The following is a 21358-nucleotide window of genomic DNA, read 5'->3' on the forward strand; positions in this document are numbered from 1 at the left end:
TATGAACCAGCCTGATCGTTTCAACCCGCACGTCGCCGACGCGCGGTGGCAGAAGATTTGGGAAGATCAGGCGAGTTTCGTCGCCGACGACGCTTCTCCCAAGCCGCGCAGCTATGTGCTCGAGATGTTTCCCTATCCATCCGGGCGGATTCACATCGGCCATGTCCGCAATTACACGATGGGCGATGTGCTGGCGCGCTATAAGCGCATGACCGGCTATGAAGTTTTGCATCCCATGGGCTGGGATGCGTTCGGGATGCCGGCAGAAAATGCTGCGATGGAAAAGGGCGTCCATCCCGGCGGCTGGACCCGCGACAATATCGCCAATATGAAAGCGCAATTGAAACGGCTGGGCTTTGCGATTGACTGGACCCGCGAGCTGGCAACGTGCGAGCCGGAATATTATGGCCATGAACAGGCCCTTTTCCTGAAGCTCTATGCAGCAGGTCTGGTGTATCGCAAGGAATCTGCGGTAAATTGGGATCCGGTCGACATGACGGTGCTGGCCAATGAACAGGTCATTGATGGCAAAGGCTGGCGATCCGGTGCGCCGGTTGAGCGCCGCAAGCTAAGCCAATGGTTTTTGAAAATCACCGATTTTGCCGACGAATTGCTGGAAGGCCTCTCGTCGTTGGATCAATGGCCTGACAAAGTGCGTTTGATGCAGGAAAACTGGATCGGGCGCAGCAAGGGGCTGACGCTCCGTTTTGCCTTTCCCGCATCGAACGGGGATGGCATCGACGTTTTCACAACGCGGCCCGACACGATGTTTGGCGCCAGCTTCGTCGCCATCGCCGCCGATCATCCGGTCGCGCAAAAATTATCGGCCCATGCACCGGAATTGCGCGCCTTTATCGAAGAGTGCCGCAAGGGGGGCACCACAGCGGCAGATATCGAAACGGCGGAGAAAAAGGGATTTAATACCGGTCTGACGGTCGAACATCCGCTCGACCCCAGTTGGCATTTGCCCGTTTACGTCGCCAATTTCGTGCTGATGGAATATGGCACGGGTGCGGTCTTCGGTTGCCCCGCGCATGACCAGCGTGATCTTGATTTTGCGCGTAAATATGACCTGCCCGTCATCCGCGTCGTGTCGGACGGTGACATGAGCGACAGTCACTTTACCGGCGATGTCGCCTATACCGGTCCGGGTACCATTGTGAATTCGCACTGGATGAACGGACTGTCGGTCGAACAGGCCAAGGCCGATGTGATCGCCAAGGCGGAATCCGAAGGGTGGGGCAAGGGCCAAACACAATATCGCCTGCGCGATTGGGGCGTCAGCCGCCAGCGTTACTGGGGCACGCCGATCCCGATCATCCATTGTGAAAGCTGCGGCGCGGTCCCGGTTCCCGAAGCGCAGTTGCCGGTGAAGCTGCCCGATGATGTGACATTCGATATCCCCGGCAACCCGCTGGACCGCCACCCGACATGGAGCAAGGTCGATTGCCCGCTATGCGGAAAAGCCGCGCGGCGCGAGACCGATACGCTCGACACTTTTGTGGATTCGAGCTGGTATTTCATCCGTTTCGCCAGCCAGCCGGGTTCCAAGCCATTTGACCGCGCCGTTGCCGAAAAATGGTTGCCGGTTCAGCAATATATTGGCGGCGTTGAACATGCGATTTTGCATTTGCTTTATGCCCGGTTCTGGACGCGGGCGCTCAATCATATCGGGTTGATTGATGTGAAGGAGCCTTTTGCCTCACTGTTCACGCAAGGCATGGTAACGCATCAGACTTTTCAGGATGCGGACGGAAAATGGCTAAGTCCGGAGCAGGTGAAACGCTCTGCCGACAATTGGACGGTCGTTGACACCGGCGCACCAGCGACGGCCGGCCGGATTGAGAAAATGTCGAAGTCCAAGAAAAATGTCGTCGATCCAGATGATATTGTCGACCAATATGGGGCCGACGCCGTGCGCTGGTTCATGCTGTCCGATAGCCCGCCCGAACGCGACCTGGAATGGTCGGAATCCGGGATCGAAGGCTGCTGGCGCTTTGTCCAGCGTCTTTGGCGCTTGACCGGGCAAGTCAGCGGCGCGCAGGGCGAAGACAAGGCACTGTTACGCAAAATGAATCAGGCGATTGCCGGTATAGGCGCTGATATTGAGGCTCTGTCGTTCAACAAGGCGGTAGCCAAAATCTATGATCTGGCCAACGCCATTGAAAAGGCAGCCCCTTCGGGATCACGCGATGCCGCCATCAGGACGATCATCCTGTTGTCCGCCCCGATGGTTCCGCATCTGGCCGAAGAAGCGTGGACGAAATTGGGACAGGGGCTGATCGCAGACGCGCCCTGGCCCCAAGTCGACCCTGCACTTTTGGTCGAAGACGAAGTGACGATTGCGATTCAGGTGCGGGGCAAATTGCGCGAAACATTGACTGTACCCAAAGGATTGGGTCAGGACGAAATGCAGGCGCTTGCACTCGCCAGCCAAAAGGTTCAGCATGCCATTGACGGCGCGGAAATCCGCAAGGTCATTGTGGTGCCCGACAGGCTGGTCAACATCGTCCTATGAAACGCTTAATTGCCCTGGTTATTTTTAGTCTGATACTATCGGCATGCGGTTTGCGGCCGCTCTATAGTGGCGGATCGAAAGGCGCGGTCGCCTCGACATTGGGAAGCATCGCCGTTGAACCCATTCAGGGCAAAAATGGCTGGCTTATGAGCAATGCGCTAAATGACCGGCTGGGATTGGCGCAAGGCGATGATAGCCGGTTCCGGCTGGTGGTAACACTTGATGACCAGATCGAAGGATTTGGCGTCCGCGCCGATGATACCGTTACCCGCGAACGGCGCACATTACGTGCCCGATATCAGCTAATCATCCGTTCAACCGGTGAAACTGTTCTGGATGCAACGGCGGGCGCGGATGCCGGGATCGATGTTGTCAGTTCCGAATATGCCACAATCGCCAGCGAAAACACCGCGCTCGAAAATTTGACGCAACGTGTTGCTGACCAGATTGTCACCCGCCTGTCACTTTACGCAGGCGGCGAATGAGCAACGCCAAAGAACGCAGTTTCATTGGAGCAATCACAACACGGGACGATATCCGGCTTTTCTTCATATTCGGACAGGACGAATCTGCCATTGCCGATATTGCCAGCCAGATGGCTGCACAACTGGATAGCGCAGAACGGATCGACATAGACAGCGACCGGATCAGGAATGACCCTGCTCTTCTGGCCGATGAAGCCACGTCGCTGTCGCTCTTCGGCGACAAACGCTACCTCCGTGTGAATTTTCGGCGCGAAGAGGGGGTGGCGGCGGTCGAAAATCTGCTGGCGCTTGACGGTGTGGCAAATCCGGTGATCGCCGTGGCCGGGAATCTCGCCAAAAGCAGCAAATTACGCAAATTGGTTGAAGGCAGCCCCAGGGCACTGTCCCATATCTGTTATCTTCCCGAAGAAGGTGATGCAGCGACTGCGGCCATGGCTTATGCATCTACACTTGGGTTGAAGATTGACCGCAGCCTTGCGGCACGGATTGCCCGTTATACCGGTCAGGACCGTAAACTGGCGCACGCCGAGATCGTGAAGCTGTCGCTGTTCTATGACGCATCACCGCAAAGGCCGGCCACCGTTGAAATTGCCGATTTTGAAGCTTTGTCAGCGGAAACCGGGGAAGAGAATGTGGGCGGACTGGTCAATCAGGTGATGGGCGGGGAATTACGCGCCACCGGCCGAGAATTGGTTGCCGCCCGCGAAATGGGCGTGGATGCCATACGCATCGTGCGGGCTTTACAAAGACGGGTGACTTTGTTGGCATCACTCAGGGCCAAAGTGGACAGCGGGTCCAATCCCGGCGCGGTTGTGAAAGCAACGCGATCCATTTTCTGGAAAGAGGCAGATGATTTCGTCAAGCAGCTGTCCCGTTGGCCATCCATGCGACTGGCCGGCTTGAATGCCCATTTGCTTGATGTGGAATCGAAACTGATGAGTGTGCGCGAAAATTTGGCAATGACCATATTGGAAGAGGAACTAATCCGTATAGCCCGCGCTGCGGCCCGCCGCGGTTAGCGGCGGACCATCGACAAATTTGGATCAGGCTTCAGCACGAACCGGGTGAAACCATTGTGAACAGGAATCATCGCATCGGCATTTTCACCATCGGCGAGATCACAGGCCTTTAAAATCGCGGCTTCATGCACATCCATTCCGCCGGTAAGCGTCCCGAATGCGGGCATGATCAGCTTGCGGGAGCTTTTGACGAAGCAGCGGCGCGATATCATTCGCCCGCGCAGCACTTGCCGGAACTTCGGGTGAAAATGACCGGATATTTCAGGCAAGGCTTCACCGGCTGTGGCTTCGTGGCGTAACAGGATGTCACCGAGTTTCATTTCTGCAACCGACACCCCGCCCCAACGGCCCTCAACTACAGGGTCATGATTGCCCGTGATCCAGACCCATTTGGTCGACCCGATTAGATCCGACAGAATATCGGCGGCATCGCTGCCAAGACGCTTCTCCCCTCCAATATCGTGAAAATTATCGCCCAGACATATGATCCGGGCCGGCCGGAATATTTGGGAGAGAGAAGCGAGGGCCTGAATGGTGGCAAGGCTGTCATAAGGTGGTAACATCTGGCCGCCCGCCGCATAGGCGCTGGCCTTTTCCAGATGCAGGTCGGATACCAGCAATGCGTCATGACGGGGCCAATAAAGCGCCGCATCACCTGCCAATTCGAACGCATCACCGCCAAATTCAAATATGCGCTTCATCGCGCCAGCCTATGCGGCGCATCAGTGTGTGTTGCAAGCCGTCACTGGAATGTAGGGGTCAGTACCTAATCGACATCCCTTTCGGCCTATTGCGCCAGACATTTTTCGGCAGATCAAACCCCACCCTGCGATTGCCAAAATCGATCAGCACCCGGTCAAAGAGTTTCATCGCGTCCATGCCCAGCAGGATTGCGGGCCTGTCATTCATTTTGAGCGCGGTAAAGGCGTAGTTTTCGGCAAAGGTGATCGGTAGGTCATTGATCGCCAGTCCGCCGATTTCAATTTGCCTTAATTGGGTGAATTGCCCGTTTAAGATGGCACCGGTTACGCTTAACATTTTCACCGGGACAAAATCATCCTTCCGGTGCCTGCGGCGCAGCTTGTCACGTAATGCAAGATTGGCCATGCTGTTTTGGGCACCTGTGTCCAAAATGATGTCCACCTTTATACCGTCGATATTGGCGCTGGAAATAATCATACGGCCCGCCTTTTTTTTCGCGGTGACCACGATCATTCCGTTTTCAAGCTTTGTCTTACCGCGTGTTTTCTGCGAAATAAGAACATCCATCTTTTGGTTCAGGAAATCCAGTAACACCCGATTTTCTTCGAGGCTGTCAATTCCCAACAAGCCATAGGCTCCAAGATTTGACCGTTCGAGCCCCGGTGCCTCTATTCCTTCAACATTAACGGTCGCGGTGGTCAATTTATCGATGTAAAAGGAATTCACCTGGATTTGCCCTGATATCGTAGCAAGCGTCAGCGTCGGGCCCGATTCAAGAGCCAGCTTTTTGGCCAGATCATTGGCAATCACTGTCCGTTCGGCACCCGTGTCAACAATGAAAGGCACCGCTTCGCTGCCATTCACCTGAACCTGGACCGTCATCCGGTCTGTCTTGTCCATTGCAAATAATTCGATTTGCGCCATTTCGGTCGCGGGCACCGACACATCTTGCGCCACCGCACCATCAGGGGCAAGCGCTATGACGAGGAATCCTAAAACCAGATGTTTCATGTCATCTTCTCCCGCCACGATGCTACGCCTGTTTGTGACTAGCGACAAGTCGCGGCCAGTGGGTCAGGGGGTCATCGCAAGTTCGGCCAGACTTTCTGCCTCCAGCAATAGTTCGTCATCGACTGACCCCTGCGCCACGCTCTCGCGCCCGATCATCACGAGCAGCGGCACCGCCAGCGGGCTGACCCGTTCCAGATCAACATGCAGCATCGTGTCGGCGGCGCGGTCGAGCAGATTTCCAAGACGCCCGACATCGGTCAGCCGCGCCCGTGCGTCCGCCCAAGCGGCCTCCAGCAACAGATGGTCGGGTTCATATTTGCGGAGCACGTCATATATCAGGTCTGTAGAAAAGGTGACCTGCTTGCCCGTTTTGCGCTTGCCCGGATGCTGCCGTTCCACCAACCCGCTGATAACAGCAACCTCGCGAAATGCACGTTTGAGCAGATAGCTTCCTTCGACCCATTCTATAAATTCATCGGCCAATATGTCGGCGGAAAATAGCGGCGCCGGGTCGGTAATCGGCTTCAGGCTCCAGACGCCCAGCGCATAGTCGCTGGCGACAAAGCCCATGGGCATCAGGCCCCGGCTTTCCATCCGGCGGGTCAGCAACATGCCGAGCGACTGGTGTGCGTTCCATCCTTCGAACGGATAGGCCACCATATAATGCCGCTTGTCGTGCGGAAATGTTTCGACCAGCAACTGTCCGGCTTCGGGCATCTGGCTGCGATAGTCCTGCATCTCCAGCCATTCGCGCACATCGTCGGGGAAGCGGGCCCAACCCGCCCGGTCGGTCAGCATCTGCCGGACTCGGTCGGCAAGATGGGTCGTCAGCGGCATCCGCGCGCCCATATAGCTGGGGATTGTGTTGGCAGGCTTGGTCGAGGCGCGGACGATCAGGTCGAGATCCTTGATCGATTCAACTTCCAAAGCCATGCCCGCAAAGGTGAAACGGTTGCCGGGGGACAGCGTGGCGGCAAATCCCTCCTCCACTTTGCCGAGTTTGCGCCCGTTGCGGAAACGCACATCAAGCATCGGGGAATCGACGATGATTCCGGCGTTGAACCGGTGCTGCGTGGCGAATTTGGGATGCGCCAAATGCCATTTCCCGTCGGTTCGCAAAACAAGTTTGCGGAATTTGTCATAGGCCTTGAGCGCGTAGCCACCCGTTGCGACAAATTCGATGACGCGGTGGAATGTGCCTGCATCCAGCGCGGAATAGGGGAGGGCTGATTGCACTTCGGCGAGCAGTTCTGCTTCGTCAAATGGACCGGCACAGGCAAGGCCCATGACATGTTGGGCCAGCACATCGTAGCTGCCGGGCTGAAAGATTTCGCCATCGCGCACACCTTCGCGGACGGCATCATATGCGGCCTGTGCCTCCAGATATTCGAAGCGGTTGCCGGGCACCAATATCGCCTTGCTCGCCTCGTCCATGCGGTGGTTGGACCGGCCGATACGTTGCAGCAAGCGGGAACTGCCTTTGGGCGCGCCCATCTGGATGACGCAGTCGACGTCGCCCCAGTCGACGCCCAGATCCAGCGATGCCGTGCAGACCAGCGCACGCAATCTTCCCTCGGCCATCGCGCCCTCGACCTTGCGCCGGGCCTCAATCGACAGCGATCCGTGGTGGATGCCAATCGCATATTTGGGATCATTCGCGTCCCATAACTTCTGGAAGATATATTCGGCCAGAAAGCGGGTGTTGCAGAAAATCAGCGTGATATTGTTATGGCCAATCTCCTCGATCAATTGGGGAATGGCATGTTGGCCGCTATGCCCCGCCCACGGTACCCGCCCCTGGGGCAGCAGGATTTCAAGGTCCGGTTCCGCCGCTGCCTCGCCGGTCACAAGCTGTACCAGATCGATGTCACCATCGGGCGCTAGCCAGGCGCGATAGTCATCGGGATCCGCAACCGTTGCCGACAAGGCAACCCGCTCCATCTGCGGTGCCAGTGCTTGCAGCCGCGCGAGCGACAGGCTGAGCAAGTCGCCCCGCTTGCCATTGGCAAAGGCATGCACCTCGTCAATGATCACACGCTGCAGTGTTGAAAACAGAAACACGCTGTCTTCATGGCTGAGCAACAGCGACAGCGATTCCGGTGTCGTCAGCAGAATATGCGGCGGCTTTACCCGCTGCCGTTGCTTGCGGTCCGACGGTGTGTCGCCGGTTCGTGTTTCCACCCGGATGGCCAGTCCCATTTCTTCGATCGGTATCAACAAATTGCGCCGGACATCGACGGCAAGTGCCTTTAGCGGGGAGATGTATAGCGTGTGGAGGCCTTCAGCAGGGTCAGTCACCAACGCATTCAGGGTCGGTAGAAATCCAGCCAACGTCTTTCCCGCTCCAGTCGCGGCAACCAGCAAGGCATGCCGGTTTCGTGTCGCCGCGTCGAGCATATCCAGCTGATGCCGCCGCGGTGACCAGCCCCGGGCGGCAAACCAGTTACGGATGATAGGGGAGAGCGTCACAAGGGCTTAATGCCCCACAGTTTCTCCGCGTTCCAGACCTGATGCTGCCAATTGTGCGTCTATTTGTGCCATCAGGCGGTCAAGACCCGCTTCGCTGGACGCTTCGGCGCGTGCGACCAGCACATCTTGCGTATTCGATGCCCGCAGCAGCCACCAGCCGTCGGGTGTGTTTACACGGGCGCCGTCGGTGTTGTTGACGTCTGCGCCCTCTGCCGACAGCCGAGCCAGAACCTCGTCAATAACGGCGAATTTGCGGCTTTCATCGACCTGGAACCGCATTTCGGGGGTGTTGATCATATCGGGCATCGCGCCGCGCAGCTCGGTAACGCTCTGGCCGAGCTTTGCTGAAGCCGCCATCAGGCGGACCGCAGCGTAAATGGCATCGTCAAAGCCATAATATTCATGCTTGAAGAAGATATGCCCGCTCATCTCGCCCGCCAGCGGGGACCCTGTTTCCTTCATTTTGGATTTAATGAGGCTGTGGCCGGTTTTCCACATCAATGGCTTCCCGCCCAATTCCGCGATCCGGTCATACAGCGCCTGCGACGCCTTGACGTCAGCAATGATCGTTGCGCCGGGCACGTCGCCAAGGACATCTTCGGCATAGATTTGCATTAGCTGGTCGCCCCAGATGATGCGGCCTTCGCCGTCGATCGCACCGATCCGGTCGCCATCGCCGTCAAAAGCCACTCCGAAATCGAGTTTCTTTTCAGCGACAAGCCGCTGCAAATCGACCAGATTTTTAGGGTCGGTAGGATCGGGGTGGTGATTGGGAAACTGGCCATCCACATCCACAAACAGAAGGTAATGCTCACCTGGCAGCATCTTCACCAGCTTTTCAATCGCCGGTCCTGCCGCACCATTGCCTGCGTCCCAACCGATGCGAAAGGGCTTGTCCGGCGCGGCCTGGGCAACACGGGCGACATATTGGTCAAGGATATCGAGATGTTCCGAAGTAGCTGTACCCGAAACCCAGTCGCCCGCCGCGGCCATGGCACCCAGTTTCTGGATATCCGCGCCAAAAAACGGGCGGCCCTGAAGGACCATCTTGAAGCCGTTATAATTGGCGGGATTGTGGCTGCCGGTTATTTCAATGCCGCCATCTACATCATCCAATATGGCTTCGGCATAATATAGCATCGGTGTCGGACCCATGCCGATGCGGACAACTTCGACGCCGCAGTCATTCAGGCCGCGCACCAATGCCTCTTCCAGCATGGGGGAGCTGACCCGGCCATCATAGCCAACTGCGGCCTTTTTGCCGCCCGCGCGGACCAGGCAGGTGCCAAAGCCGCGCCCGATGGCATAGGCGTCGTCTTCGCCCAGCGTTTCGTCAATGATCCCGCGAATATCATATTCGCGAAGTGAGGTAGGGTGAAAAACATGGGTCAATGTCGTAACTCCTGTCATATGTTCGAAGGCCGGTTAACGGGTATATTTTTCAAGTTCGCGTAGTAAATGGTCGCGTGCCTCATTTAATTCTCGGGCGCGGTCTTCCGATCCCCCGATATCAGGATGATTTTGCGTGATGAGCGCGCGATGCCGCTCTCGAATACGCACGGCATTGTCGAAACGGGAAACCCCCAATAACAATCGCGCCTTGTCTGTCACTATTTGGTCATTCTGCTTGTTTTTAGAACCGAGCAACCGGCCATTTAACCCGCGATACCATGCCACGGCGACAGCTATGGCACCCAGTCCAAACACAAGATTTCCGCGCAATACGAGAAATCCACCCGCTAACCCCATGATAACGGGAAGAAAATGGTCGATTTTCAATTTTCCCTTCCAGATCGCCCAGCCGAGCATCGCTATCACAAGGGCGATAAGGAAAGGCATCAAGCCAGCACGGCGCTTTTCAGTTCGGGCAGTGCAAGGCCGGTGACCAATTCACGCAGTTCCTGTCGGGCCACGATATGCGCGGTGGCCAATTGGCCCAGATGGCCCTTGTCTATCAGCGTCAGGCCCGATGGAAAAAGTTCACGATAGATAACGCGTTCATTCAGTCCGGGGACCGAACGGAAACCCACCCGCTTGGACAGTTCGGCGATGGCGTCCGTCATGCGCTGCTGGTTGCGCGCCTCCATATTGTGTAGTCGGTTACGAACGACAACCCAGTCGATCGTGACACCATCCGCTTTTGCCCGTTCCTTTCGGGCTTCCCAGATCAGTTCGGCATAAAAGCTTAAGCGACGGACCTTGAAATTTTCTGCGTCAACCTGACCGATCAAGTCGAAATCGACAAAACTGTCATTGATGGGCGTCACCAATGTATTGGCTCTAGTGGCAACAAAACGTGCATATTTGTCATCGCGGCCCGGGGTATCGTAAATCATAAAGTCATTGTCTTGACTTAACCGGTCTACCTGCCTTTCCAAGGTGGCCTGCGAATCATTTTCGAAAACTTCAAACATGGGCATCGCCAGGTTGATCCCACGACGCTTGATCGTATCGCGCCGATTTTCGAGATAACGATATAATGTGCGTTGACGCGAATCCAGATCGACACATGCGACCCGCGCGCCCCGCGAAGCGAGTGCAATTGCCACATGCACCGCTGTCGTTGACTTGCCTGTTCCGCCTTTTTCATTCGCGAAAACGATATGATGTACCCCGGCCATGTGCCTATTATTACCCCTGTTCGATATTTGCCTTGATATGCGATAACCGCATCTTTCATAGACATGCGAACACAGCCAATAACCAAGGCGACCAGTACGTGCAAATCATCAATCAGCTTGACTCACTGCGAATTTACATTTCAGAACTACGTATAATAAAGCGAAGGATTGCTTTGGTGCCCACCATGGGTGCGCTCCACGCCGGTCATCTTGCTTTGGTCGAAGCCGCCAAAGCGCAAGCCGATGCGGTTATTGTATCGATTTTCGTAAACCCGGCGCAATTCGGACCGAATGAGGATCTGGAATCCTATCCAAGGACTATGGAACGTGATTGTGATGTGTTGCGCGCCTGCGGCGTTGACATGCTTTGGGCACCGGATGCATCGACCATGTATCCGCAAGGCTTTGCAACGCAAGTTCATGTCGCGGGCCCCAGCACCGGATATTGCGGCGGTTCGCGCCCGGGGCATTTCGACGGCGTTGCGCTGGTCGTCGCTAAATTATTCCATCAGATAGAACCTGATGTCGCCTTATTCGGCGAAAAAGATTTTCAGCAATTGGCGGTTATTCGGCGCATGGCCCGTGATCTGGATTTTAACCTGAACATCATCGGTGTACCCATAGTGCGCGATGCCGATGGTTTGGCGCTTTCTTCGCGCAATGCATATCTTACGCCTGCGGAACGCCAATCGGCGCTTGCCTTGCCCCGTGCGCTAATCGGTGCCTCACAGGCAATCCGGGACGGCGAGGCGGTAGGTGAATCGACCGCGCGGGCAATGTCCGATATCAAGGCGGCAGGTTTTTCAGATGTGGATTATTTCACACTGGCGGATGCTGTGACATTAGAGGCGATGACTGGCTATGATGGCCGTCCCGCGCGACTGCTAGCGGCGGCGAAAATTGGTAAAACCCGCCTGATCGACAATATTGCCCTATGAATTTCATGGACCCACTCCGGAACGGATGTAATTTTCGCGGTTTTTGTTAACCATTTGTTAGCCATGATCCGCGAAGTTGTCTCCATGAGGAAAAATGGGGACAGAAAATGGGAAACAGTTACGAAAGTTCGGCCTTTCTTATGGAAAGCCGTTTAGCAGATGCGGCACGAGGTTGCGCTGAAGCTCTTTATGATCTCGGCATGGCTTACTCCACCGGTGGCGGTGTTGAAATAGACCTGATCGAGGCGCATAAATGGTTTAACCTTGCCGCACTGAACGGTAGTGAAGCAGCGATGATGTGTCGGGCCGATATCTCCGACGATATGACGGCGCGCGAAATTGCCGAGGCACAGCGTCAGGCCCGCGCCTGGCTGCAACATACCGATCAACGCCGCGCAGCCTGATATAATTGCACCACAAATATCTATTGGCATTTTCAACCCGAGCATGTTTCGCTAGACCCAGCCCCAGATAACATGGGGAGGTTTAAATGGTTCAGATGACGTTGACCGAAGTCTATCTGATTGCGATGATTTTAATATTCGCGGTGCCCTTTTTGATTTGGCGCCTGTGCCGCACCGAATATTATGCCCCTCTGGTTGTTGTTCAGATCATCTGCGGTATCTTGTTGGGACCCGGCATCATGGGTGCCATTTTCCCTGAATATTATTCCTTTGTATTTCGACCCGAGGTCATCGGCGCGCTGAACGGCGTTGCATGGTGGGCCGTGATGATTTTCGTTTGGGTGGCAGGCATTGAACTGGACTTGTCCGAGGCGTGGAAAAAGCGAAAGGAAACCGGGGTTACCGCGGGACTTGCATTGTTCGTACCGCTTATTTCCGGCGGCATTGCAGCTATCATATTGTTGCAAACGGGACAGGGATGGGCCGGACCAAAGGGAGAATATTGGCAGGTTGTGATAGGAATCGGCATGGCATGCGCTGTCACCGCGCTGCCTATCCTGATATTATTAATGGAAAAACTTGAAATCCTGCGCGAGCCGTTAGGCCAGAGGATATTGCGCTATGCCAGTCTCGACGATGTGGCGATCTGGGGTGTACTTGCGCTCATACTGCTCGATTGGGAGAGGATTGGCAGGCAGGGCGCCTTCCTCGTGATATTTGCGGTGGCGGCCTATCTGGTGCGGCAGTTGATGCTGAAAATCAGGGAAAATGACCGTTGGTATGTAGGACTCATCTGGTTGGCGCTGTGCGGTTTCGCGGCGGATTGGGCCGGCTTGCATTATATGGTCGGCGCGTTCTTGTCAGGCGCGGTGCTCGACGCCAAGCTATTTGACCAGAAAAGAATGGATGATTTTCGCGGCACGATATTGCTGGCCATCATGCCCGTCTTTTTTCTCAGCACCGGCCTTCGAACCAATTGGGATGTAGGAGGTACCGTAGTGTTCGGCGCCGCTGCTTTGCTTTTGTTCGCTTCCGTAGCAGGAAAACTTGCCGGCATTCATATCGCCGGACGAATTTTGAAATGGGAAAAGGGTGAAGCTTCGCTGATCGGATGGTTGTTACAGACCAAAGCCCTCATTATGATCATATTTGCCAACATCTTGCTGGATAAGGGAATTATAACAAATGAAACCTTCACCGCCCTTTTGCTGATGGCAGTCGGGAGCACGATGTTGACCATACCGCTGGTCACCCCAAAGTTGCGACATCTAAAATCGATTGTTTCCCGAACGGATTAGCGCCGCTAACAGGATTTTTACCGGCTGGACGCTAGGACCTGAAATCGCACCGCTGACGACAATAAGGATATGTCATGAAACAAGCTATTATCGTCACCGGCGCGGCCGGATTTATAGGCCATGCCGTGGCACACCGCCTGTTGGCACGCGGAGATAAAGTGATCGGCGTAGATATCGTAAATGATTATTACGATCCGGCGTTGAAAGAAGCCCGATTAGCCACATTTGCGGGTCAAGAAGACTTTACCTTCGTGCGCCTGGACATTGCCGATTCCGTGGCGATGGCAAAGTTGCTTCGGGAAAATGGCGTTGTAAGGGTTGTCCATCTCGCAGCGCAAGCTGGGGTGCGCTATAGTATCGAAAATCCCTTCGCCTATGAACGGTCAAACCTTGCAGGTCACTTGTCGGTGATGGAAGCTTGCCGCCATGCGGAAGGTTTTGAACATCTCGTCTACGCATCGTCCAGCTCGGTCTATGGGGACAAGCCCATGGGCGGCGCCGGCTTTACCGAAGACGAGCCTGCGATGGATCCAGTTTCGCTATATGCGGCAACCAAACGGGCCTGCGAACTGATGAGTCAATCCTATGCAAAGCTATATGGTTTCCCGCAAACAGGGTTGCGGTTTTTTACGGTTTACGGCCCATGGGGCCGACCGGACATGGCCTATTTCAGCTTCACGCAAAAAATTCTGAAAGGCGAATCTATTGAAGTGTTTGGCAATGGCCAGATGGCGCGAGATTTCACCTATATTGATGATATTGTTGATGGAATTATCGGGGCTTTGGACAATCCCCCACAGCGCGGCGACCATCGGGTGCTGAACATTGGTGACAGTCATCCGGTGGGTCTAATGGACATGATCGAAACATTAGAAAAAGCCATCGGAAAAGAAGCAGTGAAGATCATGCGTCCGATGCAATTAGGCGATGTTACCGCGACCTATGCTGATGTTTCCAAACTGCACGCGCTTACTGGATATAAGCCAAAGGTCATGCTGGCCGAGGGGCTCCAGCGATTTGCCGACTGGTATCTAAACCATTATAAAGCCCTCTAGGGTCGGGACCTAATCGGTGCCTGCCTGACTGCGCGCCTGCCATTCATCAAATGAAGCGGCAAGTTTTCGACTGGCTATTTGACGTCCGGATTCGCGTGGCAGGCCGAGGGATGCAGACAGGGGTCCGCCGAGCAAGGCATCACCCAGCGCCATCAGGACCATTTCGAGTGTCAGTTCGTGAAGTGAGGTATCTGCATGGCCATCTTCGGCAATTTGGTCGACCAGATTGTGAATGGCCTCGACAATAGGGTCCAGCGCATCTTCATTGCCAGATAACAGCATCCAGGACGCAAGAGCGCCTGCGCCTTCCCGGTCGAAATGGTCGAAAATAAGATCAGCCAGCTCAAGCGGCGTGATGGCGCCACCCCGCATCTGGAAAACGGCTTCGCCAATTTTAGCGCAGATACTGTTGCCCATATAGGCGGCCAAATCACGCTGCAGACCCGATGCCGACCCGAAATGATGGAGCAAATTGGCATGCGTCCGGCCGATTCGTCCTGCTACGGCTTTCAAAGTCACTGCTTGCGGTCCGGCTTCGAGCAAAAGCTCGCGAGCCGCCTCCAAAGCCGCAGACCGGCTAGCCTCGGGAGTTAAGCGACGTGGCATGGCAACGTCTTTCATATGTACAACTTTTGATGATTCTGCGGACATTAATTACGTTTACCTTCAATCTGACCCATAGAATTCAGCCCTGCATTGACGCAGCCCAGCTATAGAGAGGTGTCTTGGCACGAGCGGGTCTATCGCGCTATATCTTGCGACCTAGAACCCGTTTTGTCTATTATTGCTTTGGTGAACATCGGATATTTAAATTTACCCAAATTTTTGAGCAAATCCATAAAAAACAAGTGATTTTCTCTTTCTTGACGCTGCATTAACCACCGCCGTTAAACGGAATTTCATGCGCGCGCTGTAGTCAGTGGGTATGGATGCGACCCAAAACACAATCCGCAAGGCTGTTTCCCGCGATGACCGGCCGATGATAACTGCACGCAATTTCCGCGCTGCACCGTCGGTCTCGGGCGGTCGTCACTGGGTTCGGCAAGACCCTTATGCAACAGCCTTTTTCAACGCCTTGTCTGCGGTGTTCCCTCATGGAGAGACGTTCATGATCCGCAGTCTGGTTCCATGGGTTGAACGGGTTCCCCAGCCTCTACGCGGCGAAGTCGAAGCCTTCATAGAACAAGAAGCGGGGCATAGCCGTGAACATGTCGCCATGAACAAGGCCTTGATTGGTGCAGGCTATGACATCGCACCCCTTGACCGTAAAATCAGGGCATTTGTGTCTGTTTTTGAGGGCGCTAGCGACACCATCAAGCTGACGGCAACAATGTGCATTGAACATTTCACCGCGATCATAGCAGCAGAATTGCTTAAAAACCCTGCCCATCTATCCGGCGTTGACGATGAAATGCTTGAATTATGGTTGTGGCACGCGGTTGAAGAGGTCGAACATAAGGGCGTGGCATTCGACGTATGGAACCACGCCACCGCACAATGGAGTTCGCCACGTCGCTATATGCTACGCAGTTTTTTCATGCTCGCGGTGACCACAAGTTTTTTCATTAACCGGACGTTGGGACAAATTGAACTGCTGCGTCAGGATGGGGTGGGCTTTTTGAAGGCGCTGAAAAACGTGATGAAGGCGGGCTTTGGCAAAGGCGGCATCGGGCGCAATGTCTTGCGGCCATGGGCGGAGTTTTTCCGCCCGGGTTACCACCCTTGGGATCATGATGATCGCCATTTGTTGGCAAAGGGCGAGGCTGATCTGGCCACCATCAAGGCCAATCGCGCAGGATACCGCAAGCGCAGCACGGCACCTGTGGCCGCGCCTGCACGTCAGGCGGCCTGAAGCCTCTCAAAATAATCCCTGATGCTGAATGCCTGCGATGAAAACGATGGCATGGCGTCGACGCCTGCGTCCTCCAACGACCGTTCGTACAAGGCGCAGGTCATCGATTCGTCGCGGCCCTTGCTGTGGCGTTGCTCGCTTTTTCCAGTGCTGCGGAACCCCAATTTTCGCAAAACCCCGCCGGAGGCCGGGTTGTCGATAAAATGACCTGCAACCAGTTTTTTATGGCCTATGGCTTTGGCAATACCCATGACGGCGCGCCCGGCTTCGGTTGCAAAGCCCAAGCCCCAATAAGGCCGTGCGATCCAATAGCCCAGCTCGGCTTCGCCATTATGCTGGCCAAGGCCACATGCCCCGATCAACCGGGGCGCATTATCGGTGCGGAGCATGAGCAAGAAAGACGGAAATATCTCGTCATGATCCATGGTTGCAAATTGCACCGCTTCTTCATGGGTATATGGCCAGGGTGCGCGCACGAGATTGCGGACAATGCCCTCATCAGCAATGGCGTGATGGAGCTTTGCTGCATCTTCGGGCCAGCTTGGCCTCAACAATAATCTTTCGGTTCTGGCGAACATTATTTCTCTCCGGCTCTTGGCGCCGCCTTTTGCAGAACAAAGCGTCAATCCTGTTACATCTGCCCAATTGGACGGGTTAGAACAGGGAGAAGAGGTAAAAAGAAAGGGAGACCGGATGACCCGTCTCCCTGTTCAAAGGTGGAAACCACCTTCTGCGATTTCCGGGTCATCCGTCTGGACAACCCGGTATCGATTGTCCGATTATTCTGCGGCGGCTGCCATCATGTCGACCGACACATATTTGCGGCCGAGTTTGCCAGCGTGGAATCGCACGCGGCCTGCGACGAGCGCAAACAGGGTGTGATCCTTGCCAAGGCCAACCCCGGCACCCGGATATACCTTCGTGCCGCGCTGACGGATGATAATGTTACCGCCGATGACGCTTTCGCCACCGAACTTCTTTACGCCGAGGCGGCGGCCTGCTGAATCGCGACCGTTGCGTGACGAACCACCTGCTTTTTTATGTGCCATGGTCTAAACTCCTTGCGCTGTCCGAGCCGGGGCTCAGGCTTCTTTCTTGGCTGCGGCCTTTTTTGGCGCAGCGGCTTTCTTGGGTGCAGCTTCAGCCGCAGGTGCAGCGTCGGCCTTTTCAGCCTTCGGTGCAGCAGCCTTCTTCTCTTCCTTGCCAACGGCGAGGATACGAAGAAGCGTCAGCGATTGGCGATGACCCTGCTTGCGGCGGTAATTGTGGCGACGACGCTTCTTGAAAACGATCACCTTTTCGCCGCGCTCCTGCGCGATGATTTCGGCAGAAACCGTCAGGCCGTTTACATCCTGCGCCTTGTCGCCGTCACCGGCCAACAATATATCACCCAGCGAGATCTTGTCACCCGCTTCACCCGACAGTTTTTCAACTGCGATTTTATCTCCGGCGGCGACGCGATACTGCTTGCCGCCTGTGCGCACGATAGCGAACATGGCTCTAACTCATCCGTTTCTACAGCTTAGCGCTTTTTAAGGAGCGCGGTTGCTCACGCGTGGTACCAGACGGCGAATCCCGACAGGCCACGCAAGAAGGGGCGCAGCTAGTATAGGAAAACACCTCTGTCAACGCCTTTTCCGGCCTTTTGGGCGCGGTTGCACAGGCCTTGCGCTCCAACGGGCGGCAGCTTAGACACTCTACATGTCTTGCGCCAAGTTCATCACCTGTTTTGCATCCTTTGCTTTGCTTGCCGCGTGCAGTGCGACCGAGGGGGATTTCCCGTCGCTTTCGCGGCGCAGTTATGAAGGCAATGGCCCGATTACCGCGCCCAAAAGCCCGGTTATGGAAACTTCCTCGCTACCGGTCGCTGACGCCGCAAAAGTTGATGCCTTGCATATGCGCCACCGCATTGCCCAAACAGCATTCGCAAAAGCGTTACCGGCGGTTCAGGCCCAGGCTATCAACGCCGTAGGTTCTTCGCCCGGGTCGGAAAGCTGGGTCGCGGCCCATCTTCAGCTTTCTCGTCTGGATAAACTGCGAAGTGATTCGGTCGCCGTGATGCGTGAATTTGATTCGCTTATTTCGGAACGGGGTAAGACCGATACGACCCTTGTCCCACTGTTGAACGCCGCGCAAATGGTGGTTTCCGAAGATTTGACGGCACAGAATGCCGAAATTACCCGTCTTTCGAGGTTGATCGGGGAATAGCTATTCCTATGAGCACTCCAGTGCATTTTCTTGCCTCATGTTCTATTGCGGTGCACAAATGCTCACGATGAACGGCTCAAAAACCCAACCTATTTCACAAAATCCCGATGTCCGCCTTTTGGGAAAAATGCTGGGCGATGTTATTCGCGCCTATGGCGGCGAAAAGCTGTACCGGCAAACTGAATATATCCGATCGACCAGTGTTGACCGATTTCGAAGAATTGAGGGAGCCGGCACGAGTGACCGGGGGCTAGGCGCGCTTAGCCTAGACGATACGCTAAATTTTGTACGCGGCTTCATGCTGTTTTCGTTGCTGGCTAATTTGGCGGAAGACCGCCAAGGTCTGGCGCATGAAGAAGGTGCGACGGTTGCCGAAGCTTTCGCCCGGTTAAAAGCCGAAGGTGTTGGTCTTGATTCGATTATCAAGATGCTCTCCAACAGCCTTGTTGTTCCGGTGTTGACCGCGCATCCCACAGAAGTTCGCCGCAAAAGCATTATCGATCATAAAAACCGTATAGCGACGCTCATGGCCCTACGCGATGAAGGGCACAAAATCACGCAAGATGGTGACAACATTGAGTCGGCCATCTACCGCCAGATCGCTTTGTTATGGCAAACGCGGCCTCTGCGAAGGGAAAAATTGTTCGTTACCGACGAAATCGAAAATGCCAGATCTTATATGCAAGAGGTGTTTCTGACGGCACTGCCCAAACTTTATATGGGTTGGGAGAAAGCGCTCGGGGTGCGGCCACCGGGGTTTGTGAGGCTCGGCACTTGGATCGGCGGTGACCGTGATGGCAATCCTTTTGTTGATGCCGAAACGCTGCGGTTTGCGATATTGCGGGATGGCGGTACAGCAATTCGCCATTATTTGGAGGCGATTCACAAACTCGGCGCCGAAATTTCAATATCCAGCGGCATGAGCGACACGCCCGAAGAGGTCCTGGCGCTCGCCGAGCGCAGCGGAGATTCCGCACCCAGTCGTGCGGACGAGCCCTACCGCCGTGCCCTTTCGGGTATTTATGCACGCTTGGCCGCAACCCATGTCACTTTGATCGGTGATGCGCCGCCGCGGCCATCTGGCCTGAAGGGGCAGCCCTATAGTGGACCGGACGAATTGCGCGCAGACCTGATTATTGTGGCATCGGGGTTGGCACAAGATGGCGATGGCGCGCTGTCCAGTGGTGGTGCTTTGGGACGTTTGATCCGCGCGGTTGAAATATTCGGTTTCCATCTGGCAACACTGGATCTGCGCCAGAATAGCGATGTACACGAACGTGTCGTTGCAGAGCTTTTCAAAACGGCTGGTGTGGTACCAGATTATGCCGCGCTTGACGAACAGTCACGGGTTCAGTTGTTGATATCGGAACTGTCGCACAATCGACCATTGGCGGGAGAATGGACGGTTTATAGTGACGAAACGACCAAGGAGCTCGCGATTATTCGTGCCGCGGCGCGGGCGCAGGCGGATTTTGGGCCTCAAGCAATCACAACTTACAATATAAGTAAGACCGAAAGCGTATCGGATATGCTGGAGGTCTATGTGCTGTTGAAACAGGCCGGGTTATACCGCGTTGCCGAAGACGGCACGCCGAGCGCAACGATCATGTCAGTTCCCTTGTTCGAAACAATTGCAGATTTGCAGGCCGCTCCTGAAACGATGCGCGCGTTTTTTGTGATTCCCAACATGCGCGCGCTGGCAAAGGCGCGCGGACATCAGGAAGTGATGATCGGCTATTCCGATTCAAACAAGGATGGCGGTTACTTGACATCGACCTGGGAACTGCACGAAGCGTCCAGTGCGCTGGCCCCGGTTTTTGCCGAAGCGGGTGTCGCTATGCAGCTGTTTCACGGCCGTGGCGGTGCAGTGGGCCGCGGCGGTGGCTCGGCCTTTGGCGCGATCTTGGCGCAACCACAAGGTACAGTGCAGGGTCGAATCCGCATCACCGAACAGGGAGAGGTGATTGCAGCGAAATATGGGACGGTCGACAATGCGGTAACCAGCCTAGAAACGATGGCATCGGCTGCCATGCTCGCGACTCTGTCGAGCGATTCAATTCCACAGGCAGATGCCCGGCGGTATGAAGCAGCGATGGCCCAATTGTCTACCGCCGCATTTGTCTGTTATCGTGATCTGGTCTACGAAACACCTGATTTTCGTCGCTTTTTCCGTCAGATGACACCAATTGGAGAAATCGCGACATTGAAAATAGGGTCGCGCCCGTCGAGCCGGACGGCCTCGGATAGAATAGAAGATCTTCGCGCAATTCCGTGGGTTTTTAGCTGGGCGCAGGCGCGTGTGATGCTTCCCGGCTGGTATGGCACCGGTCAGGCTTTGAACGACTTCGCCGACAAAGGGCTGTTGCGTGCCATGGCGGGTGAATGGTCTTATTTCCAAACCATTCTTGCCAATATGGAAATGGTTCTGGCTAAATCCGACATGGGAATTGCCGCACACTATGCCGGTCTTGTTGAAGATTCACAGCTATCCGGTGCGCTATTCGGTCGCATAAAAGACGGCTGGAACGCATCGCGAGACAGTCTGCTCGACGCCACAGGCCAAAGCCATCTCCTTGAGGCGAACCCGGCGCTGCACAATTCGATCCGGCTTAGATTGCCCTATATAGAACCGCTCAATTTATTGCAGATAGAATTGCTGAAGCGTTATCGTGCGGGCGAGGCCGATGAACGGATTGGTGAGGGCATCCAGCTCACCATCAATGCTATTGCGACCGCTTTACGTAATAGTGGCTAGCTTCACCGCATAATCTAATAAAT

20 protein-coding genes are annotated in these 21358 nt (G+C 55.2%); 10 read left to right on the forward strand and 10 right to left on the reverse strand.

The annotated features are described in order from the left end of the window. The first annotated feature begins 1 nt into the window (after position 1). From leuS to holA, 3 genes are read left to right on the forward strand one after another with little or no spacing between them, the layout of a single operon-like run. Positions 2-2518, forward strand: coding sequence for a leucine--tRNA ligase (leuS, locus tag EUU23_RS12100; RefSeq protein ID WP_160354336.1), 2517 nt, complete (start codon positions 2-4; stop codon positions 2516-2518). After that, the gene (gene lptE / locus EUU23_RS12105) at positions 2515-3003 is read left to right on the forward strand and encodes an LPS assembly lipoprotein LptE (RefSeq protein ID WP_160354337.1); all 489 of its coding nucleotides are present in this window, start codon (positions 2515-2517) and stop codon (positions 3001-3003) included. Before leuS ends, lptE begins: the two co-directional genes overlap by 4 nt. Next, positions 3000-4022, forward strand: a complete 1023-nt coding sequence (holA, locus tag EUU23_RS12110; protein ID WP_160354338.1) for a DNA polymerase III subunit delta — start codon at positions 3000-3002, stop codon at positions 4020-4022. Before lptE ends, holA begins: the two co-directional genes overlap by 4 nt. On the opposite strand, the gene pdeM is transcribed toward holA, so the two are convergent. The 6 genes from pdeM to EUU23_RS12140 form a co-directional block, all read right to left on the reverse strand. Further along, a complete protein-coding gene (gene pdeM / locus EUU23_RS12115; protein ID WP_160354339.1) occupies positions 4019-4723 on the reverse strand; it encodes a ligase-associated DNA damage response endonuclease PdeM in 705 nt (234 codons plus the stop codon). The genes holA and pdeM overlap by 4 nt on opposite strands. A 58-nt stretch (positions 4724-4781) precedes the next feature. Next, on the reverse strand, positions 4782-5735 hold the full coding sequence (locus tag EUU23_RS12120) for a retroviral-like aspartic protease family protein (RefSeq protein WP_160354340.1): 954 nt from the start codon (positions 5733-5735) through the stop codon (positions 4782-4784). 63 nt (positions 5736-5798) lie between these two features. Further along, complete coding sequence (locus EUU23_RS12125) at positions 5799-8204, reverse strand: ligase-associated DNA damage response DEXH box helicase (protein ID WP_160354341.1); 2406 nt, start codon at positions 8202-8204, stop codon at positions 5799-5801. A 6-nt stretch (positions 8205-8210) separates the two neighbouring features. After that, positions 8211-9596 (reverse strand): phosphoglucomutase/phosphomannomutase PgmG, encoded by a 1386-nt coding sequence (gene pgmG / locus EUU23_RS12130; RefSeq protein ID WP_160354744.1) that lies wholly within the window; start codon positions 9594-9596, stop codon positions 8211-8213. Between the two features lie 33 nt (positions 9597-9629). Next, positions 9630-10043 (reverse strand): J domain-containing protein, encoded by a 414-nt coding sequence (locus tag EUU23_RS12135; RefSeq protein ID WP_160354342.1) that lies wholly within the window; start codon positions 10041-10043, stop codon positions 9630-9632. Then, positions 10043-10825, reverse strand: coding sequence for a division plane positioning ATPase MipZ (locus EUU23_RS12140; RefSeq protein WP_160354343.1), 783 nt, complete (start codon positions 10823-10825; stop codon positions 10043-10045). The genes EUU23_RS12135 and EUU23_RS12140 overlap by 1 nt, the downstream gene beginning before the upstream one ends. Positions 10826-10923: 98 nt before the next feature. Here EUU23_RS12140 and panC point away from each other — a divergent pair, with 98 nt between their 5' ends. The 4 genes from panC (at position 10924) to EUU23_RS12160 (ending at position 14520) form a co-directional block, all read left to right on the forward strand. Then, complete coding sequence (panC, locus tag EUU23_RS12145; protein ID WP_160354344.1) at positions 10924-11763, forward strand: pantoate--beta-alanine ligase; 840 nt, start codon at positions 10924-10926, stop codon at positions 11761-11763. Between the two features lie 107 nt (positions 11764-11870). Then, positions 11871-12167, forward strand: a complete 297-nt coding sequence (locus tag EUU23_RS12150; protein WP_160354345.1) for an SEL1-like repeat protein — start codon at positions 11871-11873, stop codon at positions 12165-12167. 86 nt (positions 12168-12253) lie between these two features. Next, positions 12254-13465, forward strand: a complete 1212-nt coding sequence (locus tag EUU23_RS12155) for a cation:proton antiporter (protein ID WP_160354346.1) — start codon at positions 12254-12256, stop codon at positions 13463-13465. Positions 13466-13539: 74 nt separating this feature from the next. After that, positions 13540-14520 (forward strand): SDR family NAD(P)-dependent oxidoreductase, encoded by a 981-nt coding sequence (locus tag EUU23_RS12160; RefSeq protein WP_160354347.1) that lies wholly within the window; start codon positions 13540-13542, stop codon positions 14518-14520. Between the two features lie 9 nt (positions 14521-14529). Here EUU23_RS12160 and EUU23_RS12165 read toward each other — a convergent pair whose 3' ends face one another. Next, positions 14530-15171: a TetR/AcrR family transcriptional regulator gene (locus tag EUU23_RS12165; protein WP_246156448.1), complete on the reverse strand. Its 642-nt coding sequence runs from the start codon at positions 15169-15171 to the stop codon at positions 14530-14532. Positions 15172-15445: 274 nt separating this feature from the next. Between EUU23_RS12165 and EUU23_RS12170 the strand changes: the two genes are divergently transcribed. Further along, complete coding sequence (locus EUU23_RS12170) at positions 15446-16372, forward strand: metal-dependent hydrolase (RefSeq protein ID WP_160354348.1); 927 nt, start codon at positions 15446-15448, stop codon at positions 16370-16372. Here the strand turns inward: EUU23_RS12170 and EUU23_RS12175 are convergent. The 3 genes from EUU23_RS12175 to rplU form a co-directional block, all read right to left on the reverse strand. Then, on the reverse strand, positions 16360-16950 hold the full coding sequence (locus EUU23_RS12175) for a GNAT family N-acetyltransferase (protein WP_160354349.1): 591 nt from the start codon (positions 16948-16950) through the stop codon (positions 16360-16362). The two genes, EUU23_RS12170 and EUU23_RS12175, sit on opposite strands and share 13 nt — an antisense overlap. A gap of 201 nt (positions 16951-17151) precedes the next feature. Then, positions 17152-17421: a 50S ribosomal protein L27 gene (gene rpmA / locus EUU23_RS12180; RefSeq protein ID WP_160354350.1), complete on the reverse strand. Its 270-nt coding sequence runs from the start codon at positions 17419-17421 to the stop codon at positions 17152-17154. A 33-nt stretch (positions 17422-17454) separates the two neighbouring features. Then, positions 17455-17868 (reverse strand): 50S ribosomal protein L21, encoded by a 414-nt coding sequence (gene rplU, locus EUU23_RS12185; RefSeq protein ID WP_158901399.1) that lies wholly within the window; start codon positions 17866-17868, stop codon positions 17455-17457. Positions 17869-18073: 205 nt separating this feature from the next. Between rplU and EUU23_RS12190 the strand changes: the two genes are divergently transcribed. Next, on the forward strand, positions 18074-18580 hold the full coding sequence (locus tag EUU23_RS12190; RefSeq protein ID WP_160354351.1) for a hypothetical protein: 507 nt from the start codon (positions 18074-18076) through the stop codon (positions 18578-18580). A gap of 58 nt (positions 18581-18638) precedes the next feature. Further along, a complete protein-coding gene (ppc, locus tag EUU23_RS12195) occupies positions 18639-21335 on the forward strand; it encodes a phosphoenolpyruvate carboxylase (RefSeq protein ID WP_160354352.1) in 2697 nt (898 codons plus the stop codon). Positions 21336-21358 lie beyond the last annotated feature (23 nt).

The sequence above is a fragment of the Sphingorhabdus profundilacus genome, from assembly GCF_009769755.1.
Classification (GTDB): Bacteria; Pseudomonadota; Alphaproteobacteria; order Sphingomonadales; family Sphingomonadaceae; genus Sphingorhabdus_B; species Sphingorhabdus_B profundilacus.